Consider the following 26,634-nt stretch of genomic DNA (forward strand, 5'->3'; position numbering starts at 1 on the left):
GGGCCCGGGTTCCAGAGGGTCGTGCAGACGTCCCCGCGGTCGCGGGGAGCAGTGCCTCAAACCAAGCAGGACAAGCACGATCCGCGGCGTGTCCGGGCGTCCTCCACCCCTTCGGGCTACAGCGTGAAGCCTCGGGTGAGGAGGTCGGCGAGGGCCGCCACGAACAGGCAGATCCCGATCAGGCCGTTGACCGTGAAGAACGCCCGGTTCAGCCGGGACAAGTCGTGCGGCTTGACGATCGTGTGCTCGTACAGGAACGCCGCCGCGACGATCAGCAGGCCCAGCCACAGGAACGCGCCGCCGTCCGTGAGGAGCGCGTACCAGGCCAGCAGGGCCGTGGTGAGGGCGTGGCAGGCGCGGGCGCCCCACAGGGCGCCCGGGACGCCGAAGCGGGCCGGGACCGACTTGACGCCCTCGGCGCGGTCGGACTCCACGTCCTGGCAGGCGTAGATCAGGTCGAAGCCGCCGATCCACACGCCGATCGCCAGACCGAGGACGACGGCCTCCCACGACCACTCCCCCGTGACCGCCAGCCAGGCGCCCACCGGGCCCATCGCCTGGGCCAGGCCCAGGATGGCCTGCGGGAAGTTCGTGAACCGCTTGCCGTACGGGTAGACCACCATCGGGACCACCGCGACCGGCGCCAGCGCCAGGCACAGCGGGTTGAGGAGGGCGGCGGCCCCCAGGAAGACCACGAGGGCTATCCCCGCGCCCGTCCAGGCCGACCGCACCGACACCGCGCCGGTGACCAGCTCGCGCCCGGCCGTGCGCGGGTTGCGGGCGTCGAGCTCGCGGTCGATGATCCGGTTCGCGGCCATCGCGAAGGTCCGCAGGCCCACCATGCACACGGTGACCAGCAGCAGCTCCCGCCAGTGCATCCGCCCGTCCAGGCGGAACATGGCGGTGAGCGCGGCGATGTACGCGAACGGCAGCGCGAAGACCGAGTGCTCGATCATCACCAGCCGCAGGAACGCCTTGACCTTGCCGGCCGGCTGCGGCGCCTGTCCGGGGCCGAGCACGCCTTCGGCGGTGGCCATCACGCGAGGCTCCCGCGGAAGTCGGCGAGGTCGGCGCGGAGCGCGTCGGCGTCCACTTCCGGGATCTCCAGGGTGACCGGGCCGGGCTCCTCGCCCTCCGGCGGGGTGACGACGGCCGTGAACCGGCAGCCCTCGCCCTCTGGGTAGGCCTGGATGCGCAGCACCTCGCCCGCGCCGACGGTGAACGGCCCCGTCTCGAAGGACAGTTCCGCCAGCAGCCGGTCGGCGAAGTCCTCCGCCTCCGCGTCCCGCAGACCCGGCAGCTCGAAGCCGCCGCCGTCCACCCCGTCCTGCTCCCACATCAGCGCCCACACCGTGCCGGGCCCCGCGAACTCCTCCGGGCTCACGCCCGCCTGCTCCGCGGCCTGCCGGACCTCCGGGTCGGCCGGGTCCAGGCGCGGGCGCACGAGGGCCACGTAGGTCGTGTCGGTGCCGATGAAGAGGGCGGGGCCGCCCATCGCCGTGCTCACAGGCCGTACTCCTTCCAGCGGCGGTCCACCAGGGCCGCCGTCGCCGGGTCGGACTCGACCATGTCGGGCCAGCCGCCGTCGCGGGTGTAGCCCTCCTCCGGCAGCTTCTTGGTCGCGTCGATGCCCGCCTTGCCGCCCCAGAACTGCTGGTACGAGGCGTGGTCCAGGTGGTCCACCGGCCCCTCGACCACGGTGAGGTCGCGGGAGTAGTCGGTGTTGCCGAGGGCCCGCCAGGACACCTCGTGCAGGTCGTGGACGTCGCAGTCCTTGTCCACCACGATGATCAGCTTGGTCAGCGACATCATGTGCGCGCCCCAGATGGCGTGCATGACCTTCTGGGCGTGCTTGGGGTACTTCTTGTCGATCGAGACGATCGCGCAGTTGTGGAAGCCGCCGGACTCGGGCAGGTGGTAGTCCACGATGTCCGGGACGATGATCTTCAGCAGCGGCAGGAAGAAGCGTTCCGTCGCGCGGCCCAGCGGGCCGTCCTCCGTCGGCGGGCGGCCCACCACGATCGACTGGAGCAGCGGACGCTTGCGCATCGTCACGCAGTCGATCTTCAGCGCGGGGAACGGCTCCTGCGGGGTGTAGAAACCGGTGTGGTCGCCGAAGGGGCCTTCGGGGAGCATCTCCCCGGGCTCCAGCCAGCCCTCGATCACGACCTCGGCGTTGGCCGGCACCTGGAGCGGGACGGTCTTGCAGTCGACCATCTCGATCCGCTTGCCCGCCACGAACCCGGCGAACAGGTACTCGTCGATGTCGCCCGGCAGCGGCGCGGTCGAGGCGTAGGTGACGGCCGGCGGGCAGCCGAAGGCGATCGCGACCGGCAGCCGCTCGCCGCGCGCGGCGGCCACGGCGTAGTGGTTGCGGCTGTCCTTGTGGATCTGCCAGTGCATGCCGATGGTGCGCTTGTCGTGCCGCTGGAGCCGGTAGAGGCCGAGGTTGCGCACGCCCGTCTCGGGGTGCTTGGTGTGGGTCAGGCCCAGGTTGAAGAAGGAGCCGCCGTCCTTGGGCCAGGTGAACAGGGCCGGGAGGGCGTCCAGGTCCACGTCGTCGCCGGTGAGGACGACCTCCTGGACGGGCGCGGACTCGCCCTTCACCTTCTTCGGCGGCACGTGCACCATCGAGCCGAGCTTGCCGAAGGCCTCGCGGACCCCGATGAAGCCCTGCGGCAGCTCGGGCTTGAGCAGGCCGCCGATCTTCTCGCTGATCTCGCCGTACGACTTCAGGCCCAGGGCCTTCAGCAGCCGGCGGTCCGTGCCGAAGACGTTCATGGCCAGCGGCATCGCCGAGCCCTTGACGTTCTCGAAGAGCAGCGCCGGGCCGCCCGCCTTGTTCACTCTGTCGACGATCTCCCCGACCTCCAGGTACGGGTCGACTTCGGCCTTGATGCGCTTGAGGTCGCCCTCCCGCTCCAGGGCCCGGAGCAGCGAGCGGAGATCGTCGTAAGCCATGGGCCCCAGTATCCGTCACCGAATACCCTGGGGACGTCACCGGGGCCCCGTGCGGGCCCGCCGCCACTGCCCGGGAGTCGGTCCCACACCGTGCTGCGCTATCTGCCGTTCCTGCTGATCATCGCGCTGACCATCTACGCCTTCATCGACTGCCTGAACACCCCGGAGGAGGAGGTCAAGAGCCTCCCCAAGGGGGTGTGGGTGCTGATCATCCTGCTGTTCTCGATCGTCGGCCCGGTGGTGTGGCTGCTCGCCGGCAAGAAGCGCGCGGCGGCCGGCGGCGCGGGCGCCTTCGGCGGCGGCTTCGGCGGGAGCGGCCGGGGGCGCCGTACGCAGTGGGTGGCGCCCGACGACAACCCGGAGTTCCTGCGCTCGCTGCGCAAGGACGAGCAGAAGGACACGGACAAGGACAAGGACGACCAGGGCTAGGGGCTAGGAGGCGTACGAGGCCCGTAGCTCGGCCCAGCGGGCGTCGGTCCACGACGGCCAGTCCGCCGGGTGCCCGGCGAGGGCGGCCTCCAGCATCTCGAAGTGGTCGTGCCAGCCGGCCAGGCAGTCCAGGCGGTCCGCGTCGCTGCCCTCGCGCTCGTTCAGGAAGCGGATCACCGTCGAGTCGGTGCCGACGGGCTCCAGGTGGAAGCGGATCCGGCCGTGCTCGGAGACCGTGTACTCCACGACCCGCTCGGTGTCCCAGGCCGTGACCTCCCCCGACACCGTGGTGCCGGTGTTCAGCCAGCGCAGGGTGACGGCACCGCCGAGACGGCGTTCCAGCACGTCGGCGGCCGCCAGCCAGGTGCGCAGCCCGTCACCCGTGGTCAGTACGGGCCACAGGGCCTCGTAGGCGTACGGGACGTGCAGCTCGAAGCGCAGCAGCCAGCGGCCGGGGCCGCGCGGCTCGCTGGTGGCATGGCTCACAGGAGACATACCACCAGCGTCCCACCGACCGGGGTCAGACGCCCGCGTAGGAGTGCTTGCCGCTGAGCAGGATGTTCACGCCGTAGTAGTTCCAGATCCAGCAGGCGAAGGCGAAGAGCGCGAGGTACGCGGCCTTGCGGCCCTTCCAGCCGGCGGTGGCCCGTGCGTGCAGGTAGCAGGCGTACGCCACCCAGGTCACGAACGACCAGACCTCCTTGGGGTCCCAGCCCCAGTAGCGGCCCCAGGCGTCGCCGGCCCAGATCGCGCCCGCGACGATGGTGAAGGTCCACAGGGGGAAGACGGCCGCGTTGATCCGGTACGAGAACTTGTCGAGGGAGGCCGCCGACGGCATCCGCTCCAGCACCGAGGTGCGGAAGCGGCCCGGGGTCCGCCCGGCCTCCAGGTGGCTCTCGTAGCCGTCGCGGAACAGGTAGAGGACCGCGCCGGCCGCACCGATGTAGAAGACGGCGCCGCAGAAGATGGCGGTGGAGACGTGGATCCACAGCCAGTACGAGTGCAGGGCCGGGACCAGCTGGTCGCTGGCGGTGTACAGCCAGGTGGTGGCGATGCCCAGGTCCAGCAGGACCGAGGTGACCAGGATCAGGCCGAGCCAGCGGACGTTCTTCTTCAGCGCCAGCAGCGCCAGGTAGGCGCCCACCGCGACCGTGGAGAAGGTCAGGTTGAACTCGTACATGTTGCCCCAGGGGGCACGCTCCACCGACAGTGCCCGCGAGACCACGCCCGAGGCCTCGATGAGGAAGCCGAGGACGGTCAGGGAGACCGCGATGCGCCCGTACAGGTCGCCCTTCTCGGTGCCGCCGGCCGCGCCGGGGCCGTCCGGGACGTCACGGACGCCGGTGGCGGCGCGGGTGACGACCTTCGGCTTGTCGAGGACGGCCGTGCCACCGCCCTTGGTCCGCACCTGCACGGCGGGCGCCCCTGCGGCCGCGGCGGCGGCCGGGGTCAGCGCGGCGGCCGTACGGCCGACCTTGCTGCGGCTGCCGAACACCCACTCCGTGATGTGCGCGAAGAAGGCGAGCGTGTAGACCGCCATCGACGCGTAGACCAGCTTGTTGCTGAGATCGGCGAGGCTCTCGTTCGTCGCCGCAGCGAGCAGCGTCATGCGCGCTCCCCTTCTTCTTCTGTTGTGGTGTCGGCTTCCGCCGGCGCGGCTTCCACCGGGCTCGGCGCCGTCTCGTAGAGGGCGGCGGAGAGCACGGAAAGCTCCTCGGGGAGCTTCGCGGACTCGCTGCGGCCCAGGCCCGCCATCTCGACGACGGTCACGCCGTCCGCCCCGCGCACCGCGCGGACCCAGATCCGGCGGCGCTGGACGAACAGGGACGCGGCCAGACCGCCGATGGCGATCACGGCTCCCCCGAGGGCCAGCCCGGAGGCGGGCTGGTGGGTGACCGAGAAGGTGGCCCAGCGCTCGATGCCCTCGAACTTCACCGTGCCGGCGCCGTCGGGGAGGGTCATCGTCTCGCCGGGGAGCAGCCGCTGCTTGAACAGCTGTCCCTCGGGGTCCTTGAACTCCTGCATCTTGGAGGTGTTCAGCTGGTACACGTTCTGCGGCAGGCCCGAGTCCATGCCCAGGCTGCCGTGGTAGGCGCTGAGGGCGAGGACGGGGAAGTTCAGGTCCGGGAACTGGGAGAGCATCGTGCCCTTGCCGGCGCCCGCGAAGGTCGGCACGAACATGGCGTTGAAGCCGAGCTGTTCCTTGTCGCCGTTCTTGTTGTGGTAGCCGTCCGGGACCTTCACGGCGCCGGAGGAGCTGAGGTTGCCGTCGAAGGGCAGCATCGGGACGGCGTCGCGGTAGACCACCTTGCCGGTGGGGTCGGTGACCGAGATGACCGGGGCGTAGCCGTGGCCGAGGAGGTAGACCTTCGAGCCGTCGACCTCCAGCGGCTTGTTGACCTCGATCTCCGCCTTCTTCGGCGTGCCCTCGGCGCCGTCGCGGTAGGTGACGTACGCCTTGAAGTCGCGGGCGGTGCCCTTCTGCGGGCCGCTCTTCTCGTAGCTGGCGTCGAACTTGTCCAGGGTGAACGAGAACGGCACGAGGTCGTCGGCGGAGAAGAGGCTGCCGGACTTGAAGTCGTCGTACTGGGTCAGCGTGTTCGAGAAGCCCTTGCCGCGCAGGACGAGCTTGCCGCCCTCGGACTTGAACAGCTGCCCGCAGGCGAAGGCCACGAGCATCACGATCAGGGCGATGTGGAAGGCCAGGTTCCCGGCCTCGCGCAGATAGCCCTTCTCGGCGGCGACGGCGCCACCGGAGACCTCGGTACGGAAGCGGCGCCCGCCGAGCAGCCCCTTCGCGGACGCGAGGACCTCCTCCGGGTCCTTGTCCGTGCGCCAGGTCGCGTACGCCGGCAGCCGGTCCAGACGGCGCGGCGCAGCCGGCGGGCGGCCGGTGAGCTGGCCGGTGAACTGCCAGGTGCGCGGGACGATGCAGCCGATCAGCGACACGAACAGCAGGATGTAGATCGCGGAGAACCACACCGAGCTGTAGACGTCGAAGAGCTGGAGCTTCTCGGCGACCGGGACCCAGAACTCGTGGGTCTTCTTCCACTCCGCGACCTTCATCGCGTCGACCTGGGTCTGCGGGATGAGGGAGCCGGGGATGGACCCGAGGGACAGCAGGAACAGCAGGATCAGCGCCACCCGCATGGAGGTCAGCTGCCGCCAGAACCAGCGGGCCCAGCCGATGACCCCGATGCCGACGGGGCCGGCGGGGCCGTCCTCGACGGGGGCCGTGGACAGCTGCGCGCGGGCGGCCTCGTCCTCGTTCGGCGCCTCGGCGGGCGCCTTGTCGGTCGTACTCATGTGCGTGTAGTCCCTCAGATCCCCACCGTGAAGCCGTTGGTCCAGCTCTGCATCTCGTTGACGATGCTGAACCACATTCCTGTGACGAGCAGCAGACCGGTCACGATCAGCATGCCGCCACCGACGCGCATCACCCACGCGTAGTGCTTCTTGACCCACCCGAACGCACCCAGCGCCTTGCGGAAGGCGACCGCGGCGAGGATGAACGGCACCCCGAGGCCGAAGCAGTAGACGGCGGTCAGCAGGGCGCCCCGCCCGGCGGTCGCCTCGTTGATGGACAGGGTTCCCACGGCGGCGAGGGTCGGCCCCATGCAGGGCGTCCAGCCGATCCCGAAGAGGACACCGAGCACCGGGGCGCCGAGCAGACCGGCCGTCGGCTTCTTGTGGAAGCGGAACTCGCGCATCGTCAGGCCCGGGATCCAGCCCATGAAGAACAGGCCGAGCAGGATCACCAGGACGCCCATGACCCGGGTGATGGTCTCCTTGTTCTCGCCCTGCAGGACGTTCCCGACCTGCCCGAACAGCATGCCGGTGGAGACGAACACCGCGGTGAACCCGAGGATGAACAGGCTCGCGCCGGCCACCATCCGGCCGCGGCGCGCCTCGGCGAGGTCGGCGCCGCTGACGCCCGTCACGTAGGACAGGTAGCCGGGGACCAGCGGCAGGACGCAGGGGGAGAAGAAGGAGACCAGCCCCGCGAGCAGGGCGATCGGCAGCGCGATCAGCAGCCCGCCGGACAGGACGGTCGTGTTCACGCCGGTCGCGTCGGCGGCGAGGAGGTGCTCGACCACGAGGTCACTGCTCCGCGAGGAGCGGGTCGATCATCGAACGCAGCTGCTCCTCGTTGACCGCGACCAGCGTCCGGGCCGCGATCCTGCCCTGCTTGTCGAGGACGATCGTGGACGGGATCGACTGCGCGTTCAGGGTGCCCTTGGGGAAGCGCAGCATCAGCTTGCCGTCCGGGTCGTACAGGCTCGGGTAGGTGATCCCGAAGTTCTGCTCGAAGGCGGCCGCGTTCTGCGTGCTGTTGTCGCGGGTGTTGATCCCGACGAACGCCACGTCCTTGCCGGCGTCGCCCAGCTCCTTGGACACCTTCGCGAAGTACGGGGCCTCCGCCCGGCAGGGCGGGCACCAGGAGCCCCAGACGTTGAGGACGACGACCTTGCCCTTGAGGGTGGTGGTGTCCAGGGTCTTGCCGTCGACGGTCGGACCGTCCAGCTTCGGTGCCTCGGCCCGCTCGCCCTTGGCGACGGTGGAGATACCGCTGGGACCTGTCACGTAGTTGCCGCCGGCGGACCCGGCCGACGGGCTGCCGCCGTCGCTGCACGCCGTCAGGGTCAGGGCGCTCGCGAGGGCCACCGCGGTCAGCAGGATGGCGCGGCCGCTGGTCGAGCGGCGGCGGCGGGGGGCGCGGCTAAGGCTCATGTGAAAAGTTTCGCATGAGCGATTTGCGGATCTTCCGCACCCCCCGACGCGGCGTCGAGGCCCAGGTCAGGCCGCCCGGCTACGCGCCGAACGCCTTGGACTTCCCCTTCACCGGCTTGGCGCCCGCCAGCAGGTGCGCCGGAACCAGGTCCCGCGCCGGCTCGCTGTAGCCCACCGACACCAGCTTGTCGTCCTGGTACGTGAACGACGTCAGCGAGGCGAGGGTGCACTGCCGGCGCCGCGGGTCGTGCCACAGCCGCCGCTTCTCCGCGAAGCTGCGCACGATCCAGATCGGCAGCTGGTGGCTGACCGCCACCGCCTCGTGCCCGCGCGCCGCGTCCCGGGCCGCCTCGATCGCGCTCATCATCCGCACGACCTGCTCGACGTACGGCTCGCCCCACGACGGCTTGAACGGGTTCGTCAGGTGCTTCCAGTTGCCCGGCTTGCGCAGCGCCCCGTCACCGACGCCGAAGGTCTTGCCCTCGAAGACGTTGCCCGCCTCGATCAGCCGGCCGTCGGTGGCCAGCTCCAGGCCGTGCGTCTTCGCGATCGGCGCGGCCGTCTCCTGCGCCCGCTCCAGCGGGGAGGCCACGACGTAGGTGACGTCCCGGTCCTGGAGGTGTTCGGCGACCCGGTCGGCCATCTGCCGGCCCAGCTCCGACAGGTGGTAGCCGGCCCGGCGGCCGTACAGCACCCCGTCGGGGTTGTGGACCTCGCCGTGCCGCATCACGTGGACGACGGTGATGTCACTCATGCGGTCGCCTCCGCGGCGGCTCGGGCGGCGGCGGGCAGCGCGGCCGCGACGCGCTCGATGGCGCGCTCGTCGTGGGCGGTGGACACGAACCAGGACTCGAACGCCGACGGCGGCAGGTAGACGCCCTGCGACAGCATCGAGTGGAAGAACGCGTTGAAGCGGAAGCCCTCCTGCTTCTTCGCGTCGTCGTAGTTGCGGACCTCGTCCGGGGTGAAGAAGACGGAGAACATGTTGGAGGCCGTCTGCAGCCGGTGCGCCACGCCCTCCTTGGCCAGCGCGGCCGTCACCAGGCCCTGGATCTCCCGGGACACCGCGTCGACCTTCTCGTACGCCGCCGCGTCCAGCAGCCGCAGCTGCGCGAGACCGGCGGCGGTGGCGACCGGGTTACCGGAGAGCGTGCCCGCCTGGTACACCGGGCCGGCCGGGGCCAGGTGGCCCATCACGTCGGCGCGGCCGCCGAACGCCGCCGCCGGGAAGCCGCCGCCCATGACCTTGCCGAAGGTCATCAGGTCGGGCCTGACCCCGTCGACCCCGTACCAGCCGGCCCGCGAGGTGCGGAATCCGGTCATCACCTCGTCGGAGATGTACAGCGCGCCGTTCTCGCGGCAGAGGTCGGCGAGACCCTGGTTGAAGCCGTCCAGGGGGGTGACCACGCCCATGTTGCCGGGGGCCGCCTCGGTGATCACGCAGGCGATCTCACCGGGGTGCGCGGCGAACGCCGCCCGCACCGCGTCGAGGTCGTTGTAGGGGAGCACGATCGTGTCCCCGGCCTGCGCACCGGTCACACCGGGGGTGTCGGGAAGGGCGAAGGTGGCCAGGCCGGAACCGGCGGCGGCCAGCAGCGCGTCGACGTGGCCGTGGTAGCAGCCGGCGAACTTGACGACCTTGGCGCGGCCGGTGAAGCCGCGGGCCAGCCGGATCGCCGACATGGTCGCCTCGGTGCCGGAGGACACCAGGCGCACCTGCTCGACGGGCTCGATCCGGGCGACGATCTCCTCGGCGAGGGCGACCTCGCCCTCGCCGGGCGTGCCGAAGGAGGTGCCGCGGGCGACGGCGGCCTGGACGGCCTCGATCACCTCGGGGTGGGAGTGGCCGAGGATCATCGGCCCCCACGAGCAGACCAGGTCGACGTACTCACGCCCGTCGGCATCGGTCAGGTAGGGACCGGTACCGGACACCATGAACCGGGGCGTACCGCCCACGGCACGGAAGGCGCGGACGGGAGAGTTCACGCCGCCGGGGGTCACGAGGGACGCGCGCTCGAAGAGCGTCTGCGAAACTGGGGCTTCATACGGGTACGGGTAGCTCACACCAGCCATGGTCTCAGAGGCCGCGACAGACTTGCGGAGGGGCGTTTCACCGCGCCGCCTCGGGGGAGGTCACTGCCATGATGATCAGGCTGCGTGGCGGGGGCCGCGAAGCCGGTGCAGGAAATACCAGTCGGGTGGAGATATGCAACGCGGTGGTGGACCGGGCGAGGGTACGGACGGCCTGGACCCGCAGCGCGCCCGCGAGGCCCGCCGCCGAGGCAAGCACCGCCGGGCCGCGGAGGCGGCGGAGACGGCCGCCGGCCCGGCCCCGCACGCCGGCCGCACCCCCGACACCCCGGACGCTCCGGAGGACCCCGCCCGCCGCGACCTGCCCGCCGGCCCGGACGACGCGGGACGCCGGGACGGGACCGCGCGCCGGAACGGCTCGGCCGAGCGGGCCGACCGCGCCGGCCGCCGGGACGGCGACAGCGCCGCCGGCGCCGGCGACACGGACGACCTGCCCAAGGGCCGCGGCATGGGCGTGACGTACAAGTACTTCGGCGCCCCGGACGGCGCGACCGCCGCGCGGGTGCCGGTGACGATGCGGCCGGAGGAGCTCGGCGGCGACGAGCTCGGCATGGGCGGCATGTTCACCAAGATCAAGCCGGAGACGATGGCCGCGATGGTCCTCACCGGCATCGAGGGCATACCGCTGCACAAGGTGCCGCCGCTGGAGCTGGTCGTCCTGCACCCGGACTACGCGGTGGTCAAGCTGCCGATGACGGTGGTCGACCCGCTGCGCGACGTGGGCGAGGAGTCGGTCGGCGCGGCGGCCTTCATCTGGTCGACGGTCCCCGACCGGGGCGGCCCGCGGGACGCGTTCAACGTCTACCAGCTGCTGCACGAATGGCAGGACTTCTCCCACCGCCTGCACGAGAACGGCCACCAGGCGTACTGCCTCGTCTGGCCGTGACGGCGCCGCCGCCGCGCGACAGCCGGCCTCGCGTCAGGCGACCGTGAGGACCACGCGGCCCCGGGTGCCCGGAGTGGACAGGGCCGCGTGGGCCTTCGCCGCCTCCGTGAGGGGCAACGTCTCCGCGACGCGGAGCGTCAGCGCCCCCGAGTCCACCAGCGCGGCCAGCCGCGCCAACTCGGCCCCGTCGGCCGCGACCTCCTGCACCGCCACCCGCACCCCCCGCTCCTGCGCGGGCTCCGCCCCCGGAATCAGCCCGACGTAGGCGCCCCCGTCACGGACGAACGCCAGGGCGGGCGCGCCCAGGACGGCCGTGTCCAGCACCCCGTCCACCGGCCCGGCGGGAGCCGCCCCCCGCGGGACGAACCCCGTCGCACCCAGAGACCGTACGAACTCCTCGTCACCCTCCCCCGCCAGGCCCGTCACCACCAGCCCGGCCCGCACCGCCAGCTGGACGGCGATGGCGCCCACCGACCCGGCCGCCCCGGTGACCAGCACCGACTCCCCCGCGGCCAGCCCCAGCAGGTCCAGCGCACGCGCGGCCGTCAGCCCGCTCAGCGGCAGCGCCGCCGCCACGGCCGCGTCCACCGACTCCGGCGCCGCGGCCACCGCCGACGCGTCGAGCACCACGTACTCCGCGTGCGTACCGAGCGGCTTGACCTTGCCGTAGTGCAGCCCGACCACCCGGCGGCCCGGCGTCCAGCCCTCCACCCCGGGGCCGACCTCGTCGATCTCCCCCGCCACGTCCCAGCCGAGCCCGATCCGCTGCCCGGCCCCGCCGAAGACGCCCGCGCGCACCGCCCCGTCCACCGGGTTCACCCCGGCGGCCCGGACCCGCACCCGGACCTGCCCGGCCGCCGGCCGCGGCAGCTCCACCTCGGCCACCCGCACCTGCTCCGGCCCGCCGAAGGCGTCCACCACCACGGCCCGCATGGTCTCGTTCCGCTCGCTCATGATCTCTCCCCGTTCGTTGCGTCGTTCGTCGTTTCCGTCGCTCCCAACGATCACTAACCTAAGGAGAGGTACTCTCTTTCCGTAAGTACGCACTTCGAAGTGCGTACCCGACCCGGAAGTGGGGCACCCATGGCCACCCAGACCGCCGCCGCCCGCCGCGAGGACGCCCGCGCCGCCTACGACGCCTTCGTCAAGGAATGCCCCACCACCCAGCTCCTGGCCCGCATCAGCGACAAGTGGGTCGGTCTGATCCTCAGCGCCCTCGGCGAAGCCGAGAACGGCTCCATGCGCTACAGCGAGATCGGCCGCAAGATCCCCGGCGTCAGCCAGAAGATGCTCACCCAGACCCTCCGCTCCCTCGAACGCGACGGCATCGTCACCCGCTCCGTCACCGCCTCCGTCCCCGTCCGCGTCGACTACCGCCTGACCGAACTCGGCGGCAGCCTCGGCTGCCTCCTCTCCTCCGTCAAGCGCTGGGCCGAGAACCACTTCGACGAGGTCAGCGCCCACCGCACGGCCTACGACGAAGCCGCGTCCGCCACCTGACCGGCCTCGCAAATTCGGCCGCGCCGCCCCCACCCCCGATGGCATGCTGGGACCGTGAACGGTCCCGGTATTGAGCTCACCCTCGCCCCCGAACTACGCCTCTTCGCGCCGCCCAGCCGGCGCGTGGACCGCGTACCGACCGCCACCGACGGCGCCTCCAGCCTCGGACACGTCGTCGAATCCGCCGGAGTCCCGCTCACCGAAGTCGGCCGCCTCCTCGTCGACGGCCGCCAGGTGCCCGTCTCGTACGTGCCCCGGGCAGGCCAGTCCGTCGAGGTGTTCGGCGTCGACCGCCCCCAGCAGGTCCCCGGCGCCCCGCTGCGCTTCCTCCTCGACGTCCACCTCGGCACCCTCGCCCGCCGGCTGCGCCTGCTCGGCGTCGACGCCGCCTACGACAACGAGGACCCCGGCGACCCCGCCCTCGCCGCCCGCTCCGCCGCCGAGAGCCGCGTCCTGCTCTCCCGCGACCGCGGGCTGCTGCGCCGCCGCGAGATCTTCGCCGGCGCCTACGTCTACAGCGACAACCCGGACGACCAACTCCGCGACGTCCTGGGCCGGTTCGCCCCCGACCTCGCCCCCTGGACCCGCTGCACCGCCTGCAACGGGCCCCTCCATGAGGCCGACAAGGACAGCGTGGGCGACCGGCTGGAGCACGGCACGCAGCGCTCGTACGACGTCTTCGCCCAGTGCACCGACTGCGAACGCGTCTACTGGCGCGGCGCCCACCACTCCCGCCTGGAGCGGATCGTGCACGAGGCCCTGGCCGAGTTCGGCGACGGCGCGGCCGTCTGACGCCCGCCGGAGGACGCGCCGCCGCCCCTCAGAACGCGTAGGCGTCCCCGGTGTCCAGCGCCAGCACCACGTGCTCGTTGTTGCCGCTGTTGCGGTCCGTCGCCCCGCCGTTCCACCAGGTGTCGATCCGCACCGCCACCTCCGCCGGCCGCTCCCGCAGCCCCAGCACCAGCCCGATGTGCCGCCCCCGCCCGTGCTCGGGCAGCGGCCCCGTCTCGCACACCACCTCCCGCTCCCCCGCCCGCGCACACCCCGCGGACAGCTCCTGCGCGTCCGCCAGGTCCGCCGACAGCCGCACCCGCACCGTCGCGTCCGCCAGCCCCGACGGCCCCTCGTTCTGCGGCACCATCCACACCCGCAGCTGCCCCCGCACCAGGGACACCCGCCCGTGGTAGGCCACGTCCGCCTCCGGCCCGGCCCACGCACCCGCCGGCCCGGCCCCCGCCAGCACCAGCGAGCCCGCCACCACCACACTCCGTACGGCACCACGGCGCACCGCCACCACCTCCTCGCGCGGACGGTAACCACCCCGACGAACCGCCGATCGGACCATCACACGAACGAGGGCGAGCCCACCCCCATTCGCCACCGCTCCCGCACGCGCCCCGTCAGCCCCCCGGCCTATGCTGGCGAACGTTCGCGCGCATCCGTACGCACGAACGAACGAGCACGCACCACGCCACGAGCGACCGAACGAGGAGCCCCGCCCATGAGCACGCGCACGGCCACCCGAACCGCCGTCATCACCGGCGCGAGCAGCGGAATCGGCGCGGCCACCGCCCGTCAGCTCGCCGCCGCGGGCTACCACGTCGTCCTCACGGCCCGCCGCAAGGACCGCATCGAGGCCCTCGCCGCCGAGCTCACCGCGGCCGGTCACGAGGCCACCGCCCACGCCCTCGACGTCACCGACCGCCCCGCCGTCGACGCCTTCGCCGCCTCCCTCTCCCGCTGCGACGTACTCGTCAACAACGCCGGCGGCGCCATCGGCGCCGAGCCCGTGGCCACCGGCGACCCGGCCGACTGGCGCACGATGTACGAGGTCAACGTCATCGGCACCCTCCACGTCACCCAGGCGCTCCTGCCCGCCCTCACCGCCAGCGGCGACGGCACGGTCGTCGTCCTCTCCTCCACCGCCGGCCACGCCACCTACGAGGGCGGCGCGGGCTACGTCGCCGCGAAGAACGGCGCCCGCGTCCTCGCCGAAACCCTCCGCCTGGAGATCGTCGGCCAGCCCGTCCGCGTCATCGAGATCGCCCCCGGCATGGTCAAGACCGAGGAGTTCGCCACCACCCGCTTCCGCGGCGACAAGGAGAAGGCGGAGAAGGTGTACGCGGGCGTCGCGCACCCCCTCTCCGCCGACGACGTGGCCGACACCATCACCTGGGCGGTGACCCGCCCCAGCCACGTCAACATCGACCTCCTCGTGGTCCGCCCCCGCGCCCAGGCCTCGAACACGAAGGTCCACCGCGAGCTCTAGACCAGCCCGGCACTCCTGAGGTACGGCATCAGGGGCGCGGGCCTCAGCCCCGCGGCCCTGGCCGCACCCAGCGCGCGGTCCAGGTCCGCCGCCAGCGTCGGCGTGAAGTGCAGCAGCACGATGTCCCCGCCCTTCAGCTGCGGGGCCGGCGGGGTCTGGCTCCAGGTGGTGAAGTCGTAGGTCCAGGTGACCAGCGCCTTCACCCCGCACGCCTTGGCCGCCAGCCGCACGTCGTCGTTGACGGCCCCGTACGGCGGCCGCAGCAGCCTGGGCGCCTTCCCGAACGTCTCCTCCAGCCGCTCCCCGGCCCCGCAGACCTCGGCGTCCTTCCCGGCGGCGTCGAGGGTGGTCAGATCGGGATGGTTCACGGTGTGGTTCTCCACCGAGACCCGCCCGCCGTCGACCAGATCGGTGAAGTACTGCGTGTCATAGGCGGTGGCCCCCGGCAGCAAGAACAACGAAGCGGGCACCCGCCGCTCCCTCAGCATCCGCGCGGCCTCGGCGTCATGCGTCCACCCGTCGTCGATCGTGATGAACACGACCTTCTCCGAGGTGGGCACGTGCGCCACGACGGGCGGCAACCCCGCGGCGGCCTGAGCCGACCCCGCGACCCCGACCCCCAGCGACAACGCCGCGAACGCGGCGACGAGCACACGAGTTCTCCACATGCCGCCCACCCTGGTCTAGACCATCTCCGGCCGTCAACCCCCGCACCACAAGTGGAAGTTGCACCACCACTAGCGGCAACTCCCACGGGTGAAACGAACAGGGAACACCACCGCCGACTCCCCAACCCACCGACCCTGGGGCGGTGAACATCACCGCCGCCGCCGACCGCCTCGCCCGAGACCTTCCCTGCCACCGCGTGGAGATCCTCCAGGGACGACTCACGGCAACACCCCACGACGACGGGACCCATGCCCTCGTCCTGACCAGACTGGCCGAGGCATTCCACGACGCCGGAGCACGTGCGGCGGGCCTCAGCCACCTCCAGGCCCTCGGCCTGTGGCTGCCCTCCGGACCGGACGACTTCGCCGTCCCCGACTTCTCCGTTGTCGAACGGACCTTCATGAACTCCGAGCCACGCAAGCACTGCTACGCACCGGAAGCCTTCCGCATGGTCCTGGAGGTCACCGGAGACCACTGGCCCGACGACCTGCACGTCAAGGCCCACTGCTACGCCCAGGCCGGCATCCCGGTCTACGTCGTGGCCGACCGCCACCACGACGAGGCAGTCCTCCACACCGACCCCCAGGGCGGCGAATACCGCTCCCGCGAGGCCCACAAGCGCGGCACCACCGTCACCGTCCCGGAGTCCGTCGGCGTGACCCTCGAACTCCCGGTGGACCTGCTCCTCGACGGCGAGTAGGCCGGGCGCGCGCAAAGGGCCCCGGACCGCTCACGGTCCGGGGCCCTCCGCACCCGTCTCAGCCCTTGACGCAGATGACCTGCTTCAGCTTCGCCACCACCTGCACCAGGTCGGTCTGCTGGTCGATGACCTGCTCGATCGACTTGTAGGCCCCCGGGATCTCGTCCACGACGCCCGAGTCCTTGCGGCACTCCACGCCCCGCGTCTGCTCCGCCAGGTCCCGCGCCGAGAACCGCTTCTTCGCCGCCGTGCGGCTCATCTTGCGGCCCGCGCCGTGCGAGGCGGAGTTGAAGGACTTCTCGTTGCCGAGCCCCTTCACGATGTAGGAGCCCGTGCCCATCGAGCCGGGGATGATCCCGTACTCCCCGCTGCCGGCGCGGATCGCGCCCTTGCGGGTGACCAGCAGGTCCATGCCGTCGTACCGCTCCTCCGCCACGTAGTTGTGGTGGCAGCTGATCTCCTGCCCGAAGGAGACCTTCGCCTTGCGGAACTCCCGCCGGATGACCTCCTTGAACAGGCTCATCATCGCCGCCCGGTTGTACTTGGCGTACTCCTGCGCCCAGAAGAGGTCGTTGCGGTACGCCTCCATCTCCGGGGTCGCGGCGAGGAAGACGGCCAGGTCCCGGTCGACCAGGTTCTGGTTGTGCGCCAGGCCCCGGGCCACGCCGATGTGGTGCGCGGCGAGCTCGTTGCCGATGCCGCGCGAGCCGGAGTGCAGCATCAGCCAGACCGAACCTGACTCATCGAGACAGAATTCGATGAAATGATTGCCGGAGCCGAGCGTTCCGATCTGTTTCACGGCACGTTCCTGACGGAACTTGACCGCATCGGCGATGTAGTCGAAGCGCTTCCAGAGGTCCGCGTACCCGGTCTCGGAGAACCCGTACAGCCTCCCCGGATCCACCGCCTCCCGGTGCATCCCCGCCCCCACGGGAATCGCCTGCTCGATCCGCGACCGCAGCTTCGACAGGTCCCCCGGGAGGTCGTTCGCCGTGAGGGAGGTCTTGACCGCCGACATGCCGCAGCCGATGTCCACGCCCACCGCCGCCGGGCACACCGCGTCCTTCATCGCGATCACCGAGCCGACCGTCGCGCCCTTGCCGTAGTGGACGTCCGGCATGACGGCCAGGCCCTTGATCCACGGGAGCCCGGCGGTGTTCTGCAGCTGCCGCATGGCGCTGTCCTCGACCGACGCCGGGTCCGTCCACATCCTGATCGGGACCTTCGCCCCGGGTACCTCTACATACGACATAACAGAACAATCCCCCGGAAATCAGCAGAAAGGTAGGAGTACGCGAAAAGCCGCGCTCATACCCCCAAACCAGACAGGGAACCGGCGCCGGCACCAGCGTGTGCGATAGACATTGTGTCCATCCGTGTCCGAGTCGCGGCAACGGATTTTCCCGAGGACGCCAAGGAAGCCAGGGGAGCGAGTGAAGCCGATGGACGTGGAACGCACGCGGGTGCGCCGTCGATTCCTGCCGGGCATCGCGGTGCTCACCGCGCTCGCCGCCGGCGCGACCGCGTGCACCGGCGGCGACGGCATCGGCGGGATCGGCGACCAGAAGAACGGCAGCAGCACCGCCGCGCCCGCGCAGCCCGGCAAGTACCGCAGCCTCCCCCAGCCCTGCAAGGCCGTCGACGGCAAGCGGCTGCGGGCCATGCTCCCGGCCTCGGACTCCCTCACCACCGAGCAGCGCGAGCAGCTCTACGCCGGGACGGCCGAGTCCTCGTACGACGCCGACCGGCACGTCGGCTGCCGCTGGAACGCCCAGACGCCCGAGGCTGCCCTGCTGCTGTCGGTCACCTTCGAGCGGGTGGTCTCATACGACCGCGCCGCCGCGAGCGACGACGACAAGGCTCACCAGGTGTACGTGCGCCGGCTGACGGACGCGCACCTGCCCTTCCCCGGCCCGGCCGCCGGCTCCAGCGCGAGCCCTGGACCGAGCCCGAGCACGAGCCCCGGCACGGGGGCCCCCGCCGGCACCGCCCCCGGCGGGCCCGAGGCCCCGCAGTCGCCGCCCGCCACCGCCCCCACCCCTTCCGCCCCCACCCCTTCCGCCTCCGCCACCGGCTCCCCCGAGCTCGGTTCGCGGGTGCTGGACGGGCTCGGGAGCGAGGGGTTCCTCGACGACAAGCTTGGCGCGGCCGGGGCCACCGCCGCGCAGAACCGCACCGTGCGGATCGTCTTCCGCACCTCCAACGTGATCGTCACCGTCGAGTACAGCGTCCAGCCCTCCGCTCCGGGCAAGGTCCCGCCGGCCGCGGAAACGCAGGACAAGACCCGTCAGCTGGCCGAGGCCCTGGCGGAGCGCTTCAGCGAGTGAGCGCGCTGCTCCCGGGGGGCGTGCACGGCCCGCGTGACGGCGCGCACAGCAGTCCCGCTCCGGATCGGGCTACCGTTGCGGGGGTCCCACACCCCTGAAGCACGACCCCGAAGCACCGAGATGTCCCCAACGTCTGAAGGAACCATGCACCGATCAGCCTCGCGCCTCACCCGCGTCCTCGCCTGCGCAGCCGTCCCGGTGATCCTCACCGTCGCCGGCTGCTCCTCCGACTCGGGGAAGTCCTCCTCGGGCTCGGACTCCGGCAAGAAGTCCTCGTCGTCCTCCTCGTCCAAGCCGGGCACGAAGGGCTCCACCGCGCTGGAGAAGGTGGCGTACGAGAAGCTGCCGGACCCCTGCAAGGCGGTCTCCGCCAAGACGATCGAGTCCCTCGTCCACGACGCGAAGGACAAGAACGGCACGGCCGCCAAGTCCAACGACCTCGCCAACCGCGCGAGCTGCTCCTGGAACGGTCTGGAGACGGACGGCACGAAGGGCTCGCAGTACCGCTGGCTGTCCGTGTCCCTGGTGCGCTACGACTCGCATGCCTCCCTGGGCAGCGGCAACAAGCGCGCGGAGGAGCAGTACAACAAGCAGATCGAGCTGGCGAAGACCACCAAGGACGCGCACGACGTCAAGGTCGAGCAGGCCGACGGGGTCGGTGACCAGGGGACGTCCGTGATCTACGGGATCAAGAAGGACGTCGACTTCTTCAACACCACCGTCGTGGCCCGCACCCAGAACGTCGTGGTCACCCTCGACTTCAACGGTGCCGCCTACGAGGGCGCGGGCGCGCCGGACCAGGGCAAGCTCCTCCAGGACGCGATCGCCGCGGCCAAGGAGGTCGTGACCTCGGTGGCCAACGGCGCCAACGAGCAGGCGCCTTCCGGTGCGGAGTCGCCGTCGGCTTCCGCTTCGTCTTCCGCTTCCCCGTCGGCCTCGGCCTCGCCGAAGCAGTAGGGGTCTGCGGCGCGGGTGACGCAGGGTCACCCGTACGCTGTGCCTGCCTGTAGCTTCGCAAGGGGAGGGGATCTCGAGTGGCCGCGATGCAGCTGACTCGTACGCACCGGATTCTGGTCGGTGTCGTGGTCGCCGGAGCGCTCGTCATCGCGGGTATCGGCTTCGCGGGTTCGTACGCCGCGGTTCGTGCCCTGGCGCTGAAGAAAGGCTTCGGCAGCTTCTCGCTGGTGTTCCCGATCGGCATCGACGCGGGCATCTGCGTGCTGCTGGCGCTGGACCTGCTGCTGACCTGGATCCGGATCCCGTTCCCCCTGCTGCGGCAGACGGCCTGGCTGCTGACCGCGGCGACGATCGCGTTCAACGGCGCGGCGGCCTGGCCGGATCCGCTGGGCGTGGGCATGCACGCGGTGATCCCGGTGCTGTTCGTGGTGACGGTGGAGGCGGCGCGGCACGCCGTGGGCCGGATCGCGGACATCACCGCGGACCGGCACATGGAGGGGGTGCGGATCACCCGCTGGCTGCTGTCCCCGGTGCCGACGTTCAGGCTGTGGCGCCGGATGAAGCTGTGGGAGCTGCGCTCGTACGAGCAGGCGGTCGGGATGGAGCAGGACCGGCTGATCTACCAGGCGCGGCTCCAGGCCCGGTTCGGGCGGGCGTGGCGGCGGAAGGCGCCGGTGGAGGCGCTGATGCCGCTGCGGCTGGCGCGGATCGGTGTGCCGCTGGCGCAGACGGCGCCGGAGGGGCTGGCCGCGGCGGGCATCGACCCGGTGCTGCTGCCTCCGGCGGTGGTGCAGGCCCCGGCGGTGGCGATGGGTCCGGCGGTGGGCGGTCCGGCCGTCGCGATGGGTACTGCGGTGGCCGGTCCGGCCGTGGCGGGTCCGGAGGCGGGTGCCGCACCGGCCCTGCCCGTGGCGCCCGGGGCCGGCCAGGGCGCTGCCGCGGCGGGGCCAGCTCCGGCCCTGGCGGTGGCTCCGCAGGCCGCCGGGGGCGCGGGGCCGACGGGGCCTGAGGGTCACGCGGAGCCCGTGGAGCAGGTCGCGCACGTCGCGCACCTGGGGCCCGTGGAGCCCGAGGGGCCGGCCGTTCCCGAGCAGTGGGAGGGGCTGGACCGGGCCGCGGCGCGGCTGGGGCAGGCGAAGCTCGCCCAGGCGCCGGCGCCGTTCGCGGTGGCCCCGGAGGCCATGCCGGCCCCGCACGACAGTGCCTGGTTCGCCGGGCCGAAGGCTCCGCAGGCGGCGTACGAGGGCGGCTACAACCCGCAGTACGTGGAGGGCCTGGAGCCGACCCCGGTGATGCCCCCGGCGGGCCCGGAGGAGCAGCAGGACCCCCGCACCCCGGCCTACGACGAGGCCGACGAGGCGCACGACGCCCTCGACCAGGAGAAATTCGAGGAAGCGGCGTACGAGGCGTACCAGGCCTACGTGGAGGCGAAGAACAGCCACCCCACCGCCCACCAGCTGGACCAGGCCCTCGCCGCCGCTTACGGGCCGCTCCAACCGGACAGCGTCTCGGTCATCGAGGCCATGATGCCGACGCTGAAGCAGCGCTACCAGCGCGACCTGGAGAGCAGGTTCATGCAGTAGGCCGCCCGCGCACGCGGAAAGGGCCCGCACCCCCGGTGATCCGGCGGTGCGGGCCCTTCGGCCATGAGGTCAGACCCTATGAGGTCAGACCGCGAGGAGCGCCCGCACCCGGTCCGCGCCGACCGCGAGGAGCAGCGTGGGCAGGCGGGGGCCGGTCTCGCGGGTGACGAGCAGGCGGTAGAGCAGGGCGAAGAACTCGCGCTGGGCGACCTTGAGCTCGGGGGTGGGCTTGGCGTCGGGCTCCAGGCCCGCCATGACCTTCGGCACGCCGTAGACGAGGGTGGTGAGCCCGTCGAGCGACCAGTGGGTGTCGAGGCCCTCCAGCAGCATGGCCAGGGAGCGGCGGCCCTCCTCGTCGAGGGAGGCGAGCAGTTCGGCGTCGGGCTCCTCGCGCACGAGGGTGCGCTGGTCGGCCGGGACCTGGGTGGTGATCCAGTTCTCGGCGCGGTCCAGGCGCGGGCGGACCTCGTCGAGGGAGGTCAGCGGCTTCTCCGGGTCCAGCTCGGAGAGGATGCGCAGGGTCTGCTCGTCGTGTCCGGCGGTGATGTCGACGACCGACGCGAGGGTGCGGTACGGCATCGGGCGCGGGGTGCGCGGCAGCTCGTGGGAGGCGACGCGGACGGCGCGGGAGTGGGCGGCGGCGTCGGCCGGCAGCACGGAGCCGTCGGCGACCTTGCCCTCCAGCTTGTCCCACTCGTCGTAGAGCCGCTGGATCTCCTGGTCGAAGGCGATCTTGAAGGACTGGTTGGGGCGGCGGCGGGCGTACAGCCAGCGCAGCAGCTGCGGCTCCATGATCTTCAGCGCGTCGGCCGGGGTGGGGACCCCGCCCTTGCTGGAGGACATCTTGGCCATGCCGCTGATGCCGACGAAGGCGTACATCGGGCCGATGGGCTGCTCGCCGCCGAAGAGGCCGACGATCTGGCCGCCGACCTGGAAGGACGAGCCCGGCGAGGAGTGGTCCACGCCCGACGGCTCGAAGACGACGCCCTCGTAGGCCCAGCGCATGGGCCAGTCGACCTTCCAGACCAGCTTGCCGCGGTTGAACTCCGACAGCTTGACGGTCTCGGTGAACTGGTCCTCGGTGCAGACGTAGGTCAGCTCGGTGGTCTCGTCGTCGTAGGCGGTGACCTTGGTGAAGTCCTTGTCGCACTGGCCGCAGTAGGGCTTGTACGGGAAGTACTCGGCGCCCTCGGCGCTGCCGTCGTCCTCGCCGGCGGCGCCGGAGCCCTCGGCGGCCTCGATCTCGGCCTCGTCGAGGGGCTTCTGCTGGGGCTTCTTGGCGCCCGGCTTCTGCTTGGTGCGGTACTGGGCGAGCACGGCGTCGATGTCGCCGCGGTGCTTCATCGCGAACAGGACCTGGTCGCGGTAGGCGCCGGAGGTGTACTGCTCGGTCTGGCTGATGGGGTCGTACTCGACGCCCAGCTCGGCCAGGGAGGCGACCATGGCGGCCTTGAAGTGCTCGGCCCAGTTCGGGTACGGGGAGCCCTCGGGGGCGGGCACGGAGGTCAGCGGGCGGCCGATGTGCTGGGCGTGCGACTCCTCGGTGACACCGGGGATGCCCCTGGGGACCTTGCGGTAGCGGTCGTAGTCGTCCCAGGAGATGAGGTGGCGGACCTCGTGGCCCCGGCGGCGGATCTCGTCCGCGACCAGGTGGGGGGTCATGACCTCGCGCAGGTTGCCCAGGTGGATCGGGCCCGACGGGGAGAGGCCGGACGCGACGACGATCGTTTTGCCCGGGGCTCGGCGCTCCGCCTCGGCGATGACCTCGTCCGCGAAACGGGAGACCCAGTCGGTCTCTGTGTTGCTCTGCGCGCTCTGAGCCACGACACGTCCTTCTATCTCGAATGCTGGCTTCGGCCATTCTCCCAGACGGAAGGGGCCGCTCCGGGGTTGCTTCCGTCTGGTGATACGGCGGGCGGTGCGGCGGGTGATATGCCGGGGACCCGGCAGCCTCCGCGTGGGATACTCGGCACTTGTCGGAACGCCCAAGACCCACTCGGGCACAACCTCACAGGAACGGCAGCTCATGGCCTCGGTCCCTTCCCTCGCTTCCTCCGTCGAACAGCGCGTCTCGGACGCCCTCGTCTCCGCCCTGCCGGAGGCCGGTGCGGCCGACCCGCTGCTGCGACGAAGCGACCGGGCCGACTTCCAGGCCAACGGCATCCTGGCGCTCGCGAAGAAGGCCAAGGCCAACCCGCGGGAGCTGGCGACGACCGTGGTCGAGGCCATCCCCACGGGTGACCTGATCAAGGAGATCGAGGTCTCGGGCCCCGGCTTCCTCAACATCACCGTCTCGGACGAGGCGATCATCCGCACGCTCGCGGCGCGCGCCGCCGACGACCGCCTCGGCGTGCCGCTGTCCCCGACCGCCGGCACCACGGTGATCGACTACGCGCAGCCGAACGTGGCCAAGGAGATGCACGTCGGCCACCTGCGGTCGGCCGTGATCGGCGCGGCGATGGTGGAGATCCTGGAGTTCACGGGCGAGAAGGTGGTCCGCCGCCACCACATCGGCGACTGGGGCACCCAGTTCGGCATGCTCATCCAGTACCTGCTGGAGCACCCGCACGAGCTGGACCACAAGGGCGGGGAGGGCGAGGCGTCCGGCGAGGAGGCCATGTCCAACCTGAACCGCCTGTACAAGGCCTCGCGCGCGCTGTTCGACTCCGACGAGGAGTTCAAGACGCGGGCGCGGGCGCGGGTGGTGGACCTCCAGGCGGGCGACCCGCAGACCCTGGCCCTGTGGCAGCGGTTCGTGGACGAGTCGAAGATCTACTTCTACTCGGTCTTCAACAAGCTGGACATGGACATCCAGGACCCGGACGTGGTCGGCGAGTCCGGCTACAACGACATGCTGGTGGAGACCTGCAAGCTGCTGGAGGAGTCGGGCGTGGCCGTCCGCTCCAACGGTGCGCTGTGCGTGTTCTTCGACGAGTACAAGGGCCCGGACGGCAACCCGACGCCGCTGATCGTCCAGAAGTCGGACGGCGGCTTCGGCTACGCCGCGACCGACCTGTCGGCGATCCGCGACCGCGTGGGGAACCTGAACGCGGACACGCTGATCTACGTGGTGGACGCGCGGCAGTCGCTGCACTTCAAGATGGTCTTCGAGACGGCCCGCCGGGCGGGCTGGCTCAACGACGAGGTCAAGGCCGTCCAGCTGGCCTTCGGCACGGTCCTGGGCAAGGACGGCAAGCCGTTCAAGACCCGTGAGGGCGAGACGGTCCGGCTGGTGGACCTGCTGGACGAGGCGGTGGAGCGGGCCGCCTCCGTGGTCCGGGAGAAGGCCCAGGACCTCACGGAGGAGGAGATCGCCGAGCGCGGCGCCCAGGTGGGCATCGGCGCGGTGAAGTACGCGGACCTCTCCACCTCCGCCTCGCGCGACTACAAGTTCGACCTGGACCAGATGGTCTCGCTGACCGGTGACACGTCCGTGTACCTCCAGTACGCGTACGCCCGTATCCAGTCGATCCTGCGCAAGGCGGGCGAGGCCCGGCCGGCCGCCCACCCGGAGCTGGAGCTCGCGGCCTCGGAGCGGGCGCTGGGCCTGCACCTGGACGGCTTCGGCGAGCTGGTGGCGGAGGCCGCGTCCGAGTACGCCCCGCACAAGCTGGCCGCGTACCTGTACCAGCTGGCCTCGCTCTACACGACCTTCTACGCGGAGTGCCCGGTCCTCAAGGCCGACACCCCGCAGCAGGTCGAGAACCGCCTGTTCCTGTGCGACCTGACGGCCCGCACCCTGAACAAGGGCATGTCCCTCCTGGGCATCCGCACCCCCGAGAAGCTCTGACGCACCACCCCACGACGGCCCCCGGCGCAACCACCCCGCGCCGGGGGCCGAGTGTTTGTTCGGCCGGGGAACATCGGGTGGTAGCCGACCGTTCACGCGGCCCTCCTACGTTCGGCGCGAACCGTGCCGAACACCCGAGGGGGATCTCCCGCACATGCGCCGCAGACCGTTGAAGACGCTCACCGTCCTGGCCATCGCCAGCGCCGTGGCCGCCGGCACCGCCGTCACCGCGAACTCCGCGCCCCAGCAGAGCGACTCGCACCAGGACATCCGGAACGTCATCTACCTCCTCGGTGACGGAATGGGCCGCACCCACGTGACCGCCGCCCGTGACCGGTTCATGGGTGCCGGCGGCAAGCTCACCATGGAGACCCTCCCCAACACGGGCGCGGTCGCCACCTACGCCGTCGAGAAGAACAGCGCGAAGCCCGCCCTGGTCACCGACTCGGCCAGCTCCGCCACCGCCTGGTCCTCCGGCGTGAAGACCTACAACGCGGCCATCAGCGTGGACGCGTACGAGAAGAAGGTCACCACGCTGATGGAGCAGGCCCACGCGGCCGGCTTCGCCACGGGCAACGTCTCCACCGCCGAGGTCACCGACGCCACCCCGGCCGCCGAGTTCAGCCACGCGCTGCTGCGCGGCTGCCAGGGCCCGGTGTACTCCGACGCCGCGTGCCTGCCGAAGAAGGACGACGGCAGCTACGAGGCGGCCCCGGCCGACAAGACGCTGATCACCCCGATCGCCGAGCAGATCGCCCGCAACGGCACCGCCGACGTCATCCTCGGCGGCGGCCTGGCCCGCTTCGAGCCGGACGACCAGAAGGCCCTCCAGGCGCAGGGCTACCAGGTCCTCGGCAGCTTCGGCGACCCGAAGCTGCCCGCGCAGACGGCCGCCAGCCAGCAGGTCGCCACCAAGGCGGACCTGGACAAGGCCAACGGCAAGAAGGTCATCGGCCTGTTCAACCGCGGCAACCTGACCGTGGAGCACAACAAGGCGGCCCTGCCGGCCGACGCCCCGCAGAAGCAGGAGCCGTCGCTCGCGGACATGACCCGCAAGTCGATCCAGCTGCTGACCGACCGCAAGGGCGGCTCGTACGACCGCCACAAGTCGAAGAAGGGCTTCTTCCTCCAGGTCGAGGGCGCCCAGATCGACAAGCGTTCGCACGCCAACGACGCCGCGCAGACCCTCGACGAGATCAAGGCGTTCGACGACGCGGTCAAGGCCGCGTACGAGTTCGCGAAGAAGGACGGCCACACCCTCGTGATCGTCACGGCGGACCACGAGTGCGCCGGCTTCAACATCATCGAGAAGGGCACGTACACCAACGCCGAGGCCGTGGCGCCCCCGGCGAACACGGACGCCGGCAACCCCGCCAACAACAGCGTCCCCTCGCGCACCGCCTCCGGCGCCAAGGACCCGGCCCGCTCCAGCGGCATCGTCAACGGCGCGGGCGCCGGTGACACGAAGAACTTCGCCCCGGCGACCTTCCGCACCCCGGACGACCCGAAGGACGTCAAGGACGGCAGCCCCGAGGCCAGCCTGTGGCTGACCTACCTGTCGGGCAACCACACCGGCGCGGACGTGCCGATCTACGCCTACGGCCCGGGCAGCAACGTCTTCGCCGCGAGCCAGATCAACACCGAGCTGTACGGCAAGATGTACCGCTCGCTGTTCGGCCGCTCTCCGCAGCAGCACTGATCCCCGGGCGGCCGGGGCCGGGGGCGCACTCCCCCGGCCCCG

At 71.5% G+C, this 26,634-nt stretch carries 26 protein-coding genes; 11 read left to right on the forward strand and 15 right to left on the reverse strand.

From position 1 onward, the window contains the following. Window positions 1-116: 116 nt before the first annotated feature. Genes mqnP through B4U46_RS15285 form a run of 3 tightly spaced genes read right to left on the reverse strand, consistent with a single transcriptional unit; the run spans window position 117 to window position 2,961 of the window. Window positions 117-1,037 carry a menaquinone biosynthesis prenyltransferase MqnP gene (gene mqnP / locus B4U46_RS15275; RefSeq protein ID WP_079427840.1) on the reverse strand — a complete coding sequence of 307 codons (921 nt, stop codon included), beginning with the start codon at window positions 1,035-1,037 and terminating at the stop codon, window positions 117-119. After that, complete coding sequence (locus tag B4U46_RS15280) at window positions 1,037-1,507, reverse strand: hypothetical protein (RefSeq protein WP_311736934.1); 471 nt, start codon at window positions 1,505-1,507, stop codon at window positions 1,037-1,039. Before B4U46_RS15280 ends, mqnP begins: the two co-directional genes overlap by 1 nt. Then, a complete protein-coding gene (locus tag B4U46_RS15285; RefSeq protein WP_079427842.1) occupies window positions 1,504-2,961 on the reverse strand; it encodes a menaquinone biosynthesis decarboxylase in 1,458 nt (485 codons plus the stop codon). Before B4U46_RS15285 ends, B4U46_RS15280 begins: the two co-directional genes overlap by 4 nt. A gap of 90 nt (window positions 2,962-3,051) precedes the next feature. On the opposite strand from B4U46_RS15285, the gene B4U46_RS15290 reads away from it, so the two are divergent. Continuing rightward, window positions 3,052-3,390, forward strand: coding sequence for a PLDc N-terminal domain-containing protein (locus B4U46_RS15290; RefSeq protein ID WP_079427844.1), 339 nt, complete (start codon window positions 3,052-3,054; stop codon window positions 3,388-3,390). Window positions 3,391-3,393: 3 nt separating this feature from the next. Here B4U46_RS15290 and B4U46_RS15295 read toward each other — a convergent pair whose 3' ends face one another. From B4U46_RS15295 to hemL, 7 genes are all read right to left on the reverse strand, one after another. Next, window positions 3,394-3,885 (reverse strand): SRPBCC domain-containing protein, encoded by a 492-nt coding sequence (locus B4U46_RS15295; protein WP_079427846.1) that lies wholly within the window; start codon window positions 3,883-3,885, stop codon window positions 3,394-3,396. A gap of 25 nt (window positions 3,886-3,910) precedes the next feature. Further along, on the reverse strand, window positions 3,911-4,999 hold the full coding sequence (gene ccsB, locus B4U46_RS15300) for a c-type cytochrome biogenesis protein CcsB (protein ID WP_079427848.1): 1,089 nt from the start codon (window positions 4,997-4,999) through the stop codon (window positions 3,911-3,913). Next, window positions 4,996-6,696 (reverse strand): cytochrome c biogenesis protein ResB, encoded by a 1,701-nt coding sequence (gene resB, locus B4U46_RS15305; RefSeq protein WP_079427850.1) that lies wholly within the window; start codon window positions 6,694-6,696, stop codon window positions 4,996-4,998. Before resB ends, ccsB begins: the two co-directional genes overlap by 4 nt. Before the next feature lie 14 nt (window positions 6,697-6,710). Next, the gene (locus B4U46_RS15310; protein ID WP_079427852.1) at window positions 6,711-7,487 is read right to left on the reverse strand and encodes a cytochrome c biogenesis CcdA family protein; all 777 of its coding nucleotides are present in this window, start codon (window positions 7,485-7,487) and stop codon (window positions 6,711-6,713) included. 4 nt (window positions 7,488-7,491) lie between these two features. Then, complete coding sequence (locus B4U46_RS15315) at window positions 7,492-8,121, reverse strand: TlpA family protein disulfide reductase (protein ID WP_079427854.1); 630 nt, start codon at window positions 8,119-8,121, stop codon at window positions 7,492-7,494. Between the two features lie 79 nt (window positions 8,122-8,200). Then, window positions 8,201-8,875 (reverse strand): histidine phosphatase family protein, encoded by a 675-nt coding sequence (locus tag B4U46_RS15320; RefSeq protein WP_045949386.1) that lies wholly within the window; start codon window positions 8,873-8,875, stop codon window positions 8,201-8,203. Then, the gene (hemL, locus tag B4U46_RS15325) at window positions 8,872-10,194 is read right to left on the reverse strand and encodes a glutamate-1-semialdehyde 2,1-aminomutase (protein ID WP_079427856.1); all 1,323 of its coding nucleotides are present in this window, start codon (window positions 10,192-10,194) and stop codon (window positions 8,872-8,874) included. The genes B4U46_RS15320 and hemL overlap by 4 nt, the downstream gene beginning before the upstream one ends. Window positions 10,195-10,660: 466 nt before the next feature. Here hemL and B4U46_RS15330 point away from each other — a divergent pair, with 466 nt between their 5' ends. Next, entirely contained in the window at window positions 10,661-11,098 is a 438-nt protein-coding gene (locus tag B4U46_RS15330) for a hypothetical protein (protein WP_045949392.1), read from the forward strand. A gap of 33 nt (window positions 11,099-11,131) precedes the next feature. Here the strand turns inward: B4U46_RS15330 and B4U46_RS15335 are convergent, their stop codons facing one another. Next, on the reverse strand, window positions 11,132-12,031 hold the full coding sequence (locus tag B4U46_RS15335; protein WP_079431781.1) for an NADP-dependent oxidoreductase: 900 nt from the start codon (window positions 12,029-12,031) through the stop codon (window positions 11,132-11,134). A gap of 150 nt (window positions 12,032-12,181) precedes the next feature. Between B4U46_RS15335 and B4U46_RS15340 the strand changes: the two genes are divergently transcribed. After that, on the forward strand, window positions 12,182-12,598 hold the full coding sequence (locus B4U46_RS15340) for a winged helix-turn-helix transcriptional regulator (RefSeq protein ID WP_079427858.1): 417 nt from the start codon (window positions 12,182-12,184) through the stop codon (window positions 12,596-12,598). A gap of 54 nt (window positions 12,599-12,652) precedes the next feature. After that, entirely contained in the window at window positions 12,653-13,390 is a 738-nt protein-coding gene (locus B4U46_RS15345) for a Mut7-C RNAse domain-containing protein (protein WP_079427860.1), read from the forward strand. A gap of 28 nt (window positions 13,391-13,418) precedes the next feature. Here B4U46_RS15345 and B4U46_RS15350 read toward each other — a convergent pair whose 3' ends face one another. After that, complete coding sequence (locus B4U46_RS15350) at window positions 13,419-13,886, reverse strand: hypothetical protein (RefSeq protein ID WP_311736935.1); 468 nt, start codon at window positions 13,884-13,886, stop codon at window positions 13,419-13,421. A 213-nt stretch (window positions 13,887-14,099) separates the two neighbouring features. Here B4U46_RS15350 and B4U46_RS15355 point away from each other — a divergent pair, with 213 nt between their 5' ends. Continuing rightward, window positions 14,100-14,867: an SDR family NAD(P)-dependent oxidoreductase gene (locus B4U46_RS15355; protein WP_079427864.1), complete on the forward strand. Its 768-nt coding sequence runs from the start codon at window positions 14,100-14,102 to the stop codon at window positions 14,865-14,867. Here B4U46_RS15355 and B4U46_RS15360 read toward each other — a convergent pair. Next, entirely contained in the window at window positions 14,864-15,535 is a 672-nt protein-coding gene (locus B4U46_RS15360) for a polysaccharide deacetylase family protein (RefSeq protein ID WP_079431782.1), read from the reverse strand. The genes B4U46_RS15355 and B4U46_RS15360 overlap by 4 nt on opposite strands. 143 nt (window positions 15,536-15,678) lie before the next feature. On the opposite strand from B4U46_RS15360, the gene B4U46_RS15365 reads away from it, so the two are divergent. Continuing rightward, window positions 15,679-16,236: a Uma2 family endonuclease gene (locus tag B4U46_RS15365; protein WP_079427866.1), complete on the forward strand. Its 558-nt coding sequence runs from the start codon at window positions 15,679-15,681 to the stop codon at window positions 16,234-16,236. 58 nt (window positions 16,237-16,294) lie between these two features. On the opposite strand, the gene B4U46_RS15370 is transcribed toward B4U46_RS15365, so the two are convergent. Further along, the gene (locus tag B4U46_RS15370) at window positions 16,295-17,488 is read right to left on the reverse strand and encodes an RtcB family protein (RefSeq protein WP_079427868.1); all 1,194 of its coding nucleotides are present in this window, start codon (window positions 17,486-17,488) and stop codon (window positions 16,295-16,297) included. A gap of 190 nt (window positions 17,489-17,678) precedes the next feature. On the opposite strand from B4U46_RS15370, the gene B4U46_RS15375 reads away from it, so the two are divergent. The 3 genes from B4U46_RS15375 to B4U46_RS15385 all read left to right on the forward strand — a co-directional run bounded on the left by B4U46_RS15375 (window position 17,679) and on the right by B4U46_RS15385 (window position 21,103). Further along, window positions 17,679-18,563, forward strand: coding sequence for a DUF3558 domain-containing protein (locus B4U46_RS15375; protein WP_123995740.1), 885 nt, complete (start codon window positions 17,679-17,681; stop codon window positions 18,561-18,563). Window positions 18,564-18,707: 144 nt separating this feature from the next. Further along, window positions 18,708-19,520 carry a DUF3558 family protein gene (locus B4U46_RS15380; protein ID WP_079427872.1) on the forward strand — a complete coding sequence of 271 codons (813 nt, stop codon included), beginning with the start codon at window positions 18,708-18,710 and terminating at the stop codon, window positions 19,518-19,520. 77 nt (window positions 19,521-19,597) lie between these two features. Continuing rightward, window positions 19,598-21,103: a DUF2637 domain-containing protein gene (locus tag B4U46_RS15385; RefSeq protein ID WP_079427874.1), complete on the forward strand. Its 1,506-nt coding sequence runs from the start codon at window positions 19,598-19,600 to the stop codon at window positions 21,101-21,103. An 84-nt stretch (window positions 21,104-21,187) separates the two neighbouring features. Here the strand turns inward: B4U46_RS15385 and lysS are convergent, their stop codons facing one another. Beyond that, window positions 21,188-22,927, reverse strand: a complete 1,740-nt coding sequence (gene lysS / locus B4U46_RS15390; RefSeq protein WP_079427876.1) for a lysine--tRNA ligase — start codon at window positions 22,925-22,927, stop codon at window positions 21,188-21,190. Between the two features lie 202 nt (window positions 22,928-23,129). Here lysS and argS point away from each other — a divergent pair, with 202 nt between their 5' ends. Beyond that, window positions 23,130-24,893 (forward strand): arginine--tRNA ligase, encoded by a 1,764-nt coding sequence (gene argS, locus B4U46_RS15395; RefSeq protein WP_079427878.1) that lies wholly within the window; start codon window positions 23,130-23,132, stop codon window positions 24,891-24,893. Between the two features lie 154 nt (window positions 24,894-25,047). Beyond that, window positions 25,048-26,592 carry an alkaline phosphatase gene (locus B4U46_RS15400; RefSeq protein ID WP_079427880.1) on the forward strand — a complete coding sequence of 515 codons (1,545 nt, stop codon included), beginning with the start codon at window positions 25,048-25,050 and terminating at the stop codon, window positions 26,590-26,592. Window positions 26,593-26,634: the final 42 nt, after the last annotated feature.

The sequence above is a fragment of the Streptomyces katrae genome (genome assembly GCF_002028425.1).
Classification (GTDB): domain Bacteria; phylum Actinomycetota; class Actinomycetes; order Streptomycetales; family Streptomycetaceae; genus Streptomyces; species Streptomyces katrae_A.

Bases quoted from the DNA above. Each gene is read 5' to 3' on its own strand.
- mqnP (WP_079427840.1), bottom strand. From the start codon at position 1,037: ATGGCCACCGCCGAAGGCGTGCTCGGCCCCGGACAGGCGCCGCAGCCG.
- B4U46_RS15285 (WP_079427842.1), bottom strand. From the start codon at position 2,961: ATGGCTTACGACGATCTCCGCTCGCTGCTCCGGGCCCTGGAGCGGGAG.
- B4U46_RS15295 (WP_079427846.1), bottom strand. From the start codon at position 3,885: ATGTCTCCTGTGAGCCATGCCACCAGCGAGCCGCGCGGCCCCGGCCGC.
- ccsB (WP_079427848.1), bottom strand. From the start codon at position 4,999: ATGACGCTGCTCGCTGCGGCGACGAACGAGAGCCTCGCCGATCTCAGC.
- resB (WP_079427850.1), bottom strand. From the start codon at position 6,696: ATGAGTACGACCGACAAGGCGCCCGCCGAGGCGCCGAACGAGGACGAG.
- B4U46_RS15315 (WP_079427854.1), bottom strand. From the start codon at position 8,121: ATGAGCCTTAGCCGCGCCCCCCGCCGCCGCCGCTCGACCAGCGGCCGC.
- B4U46_RS15320 (WP_045949386.1), bottom strand. From the start codon at position 8,875: ATGAGTGACATCACCGTCGTCCACGTGATGCGGCACGGCGAGGTCCAC.
- hemL (WP_079427856.1), bottom strand. From the start codon at position 10,194: ATGGCTGGTGTGAGCTACCCGTACCCGTATGAAGCCCCAGTTTCGCAG.
- B4U46_RS15330 (WP_045949392.1), top strand. From the start codon at position 10,661: ATGGGCGTGACGTACAAGTACTTCGGCGCCCCGGACGGCGCGACCGCC.
- B4U46_RS15335 (WP_079431781.1), bottom strand. From the start codon at position 12,031: ATGCGGGCCGTGGTGGTGGACGCCTTCGGCGGGCCGGAGCAGGTGCGG.
- B4U46_RS15340 (WP_079427858.1), top strand. From the start codon at position 12,182: ATGGCCACCCAGACCGCCGCCGCCCGCCGCGAGGACGCCCGCGCCGCC.
- B4U46_RS15355 (WP_079427864.1), top strand. From the start codon at position 14,100: ATGAGCACGCGCACGGCCACCCGAACCGCCGTCATCACCGGCGCGAGC.
- B4U46_RS15360 (WP_079431782.1), bottom strand. From the start codon at position 15,535: ATGTGGAGAACTCGTGTGCTCGTCGCCGCGTTCGCGGCGTTGTCGCTG.
- B4U46_RS15370 (WP_079427868.1), bottom strand. From the start codon at position 17,488: ATGTCGTATGTAGAGGTACCCGGGGCGAAGGTCCCGATCAGGATGTGG.
- B4U46_RS15375 (WP_123995740.1), top strand. From the start codon at position 17,679: ATGGACGTGGAACGCACGCGGGTGCGCCGTCGATTCCTGCCGGGCATC.
- B4U46_RS15380 (WP_079427872.1), top strand. From the start codon at position 18,708: ATGCACCGATCAGCCTCGCGCCTCACCCGCGTCCTCGCCTGCGCAGCC.
- argS (WP_079427878.1), top strand. From the start codon at position 23,130: ATGGCCTCGGTCCCTTCCCTCGCTTCCTCCGTCGAACAGCGCGTCTCG.
- B4U46_RS15400 (WP_079427880.1), top strand. From the start codon at position 25,048: ATGCGCCGCAGACCGTTGAAGACGCTCACCGTCCTGGCCATCGCCAGC.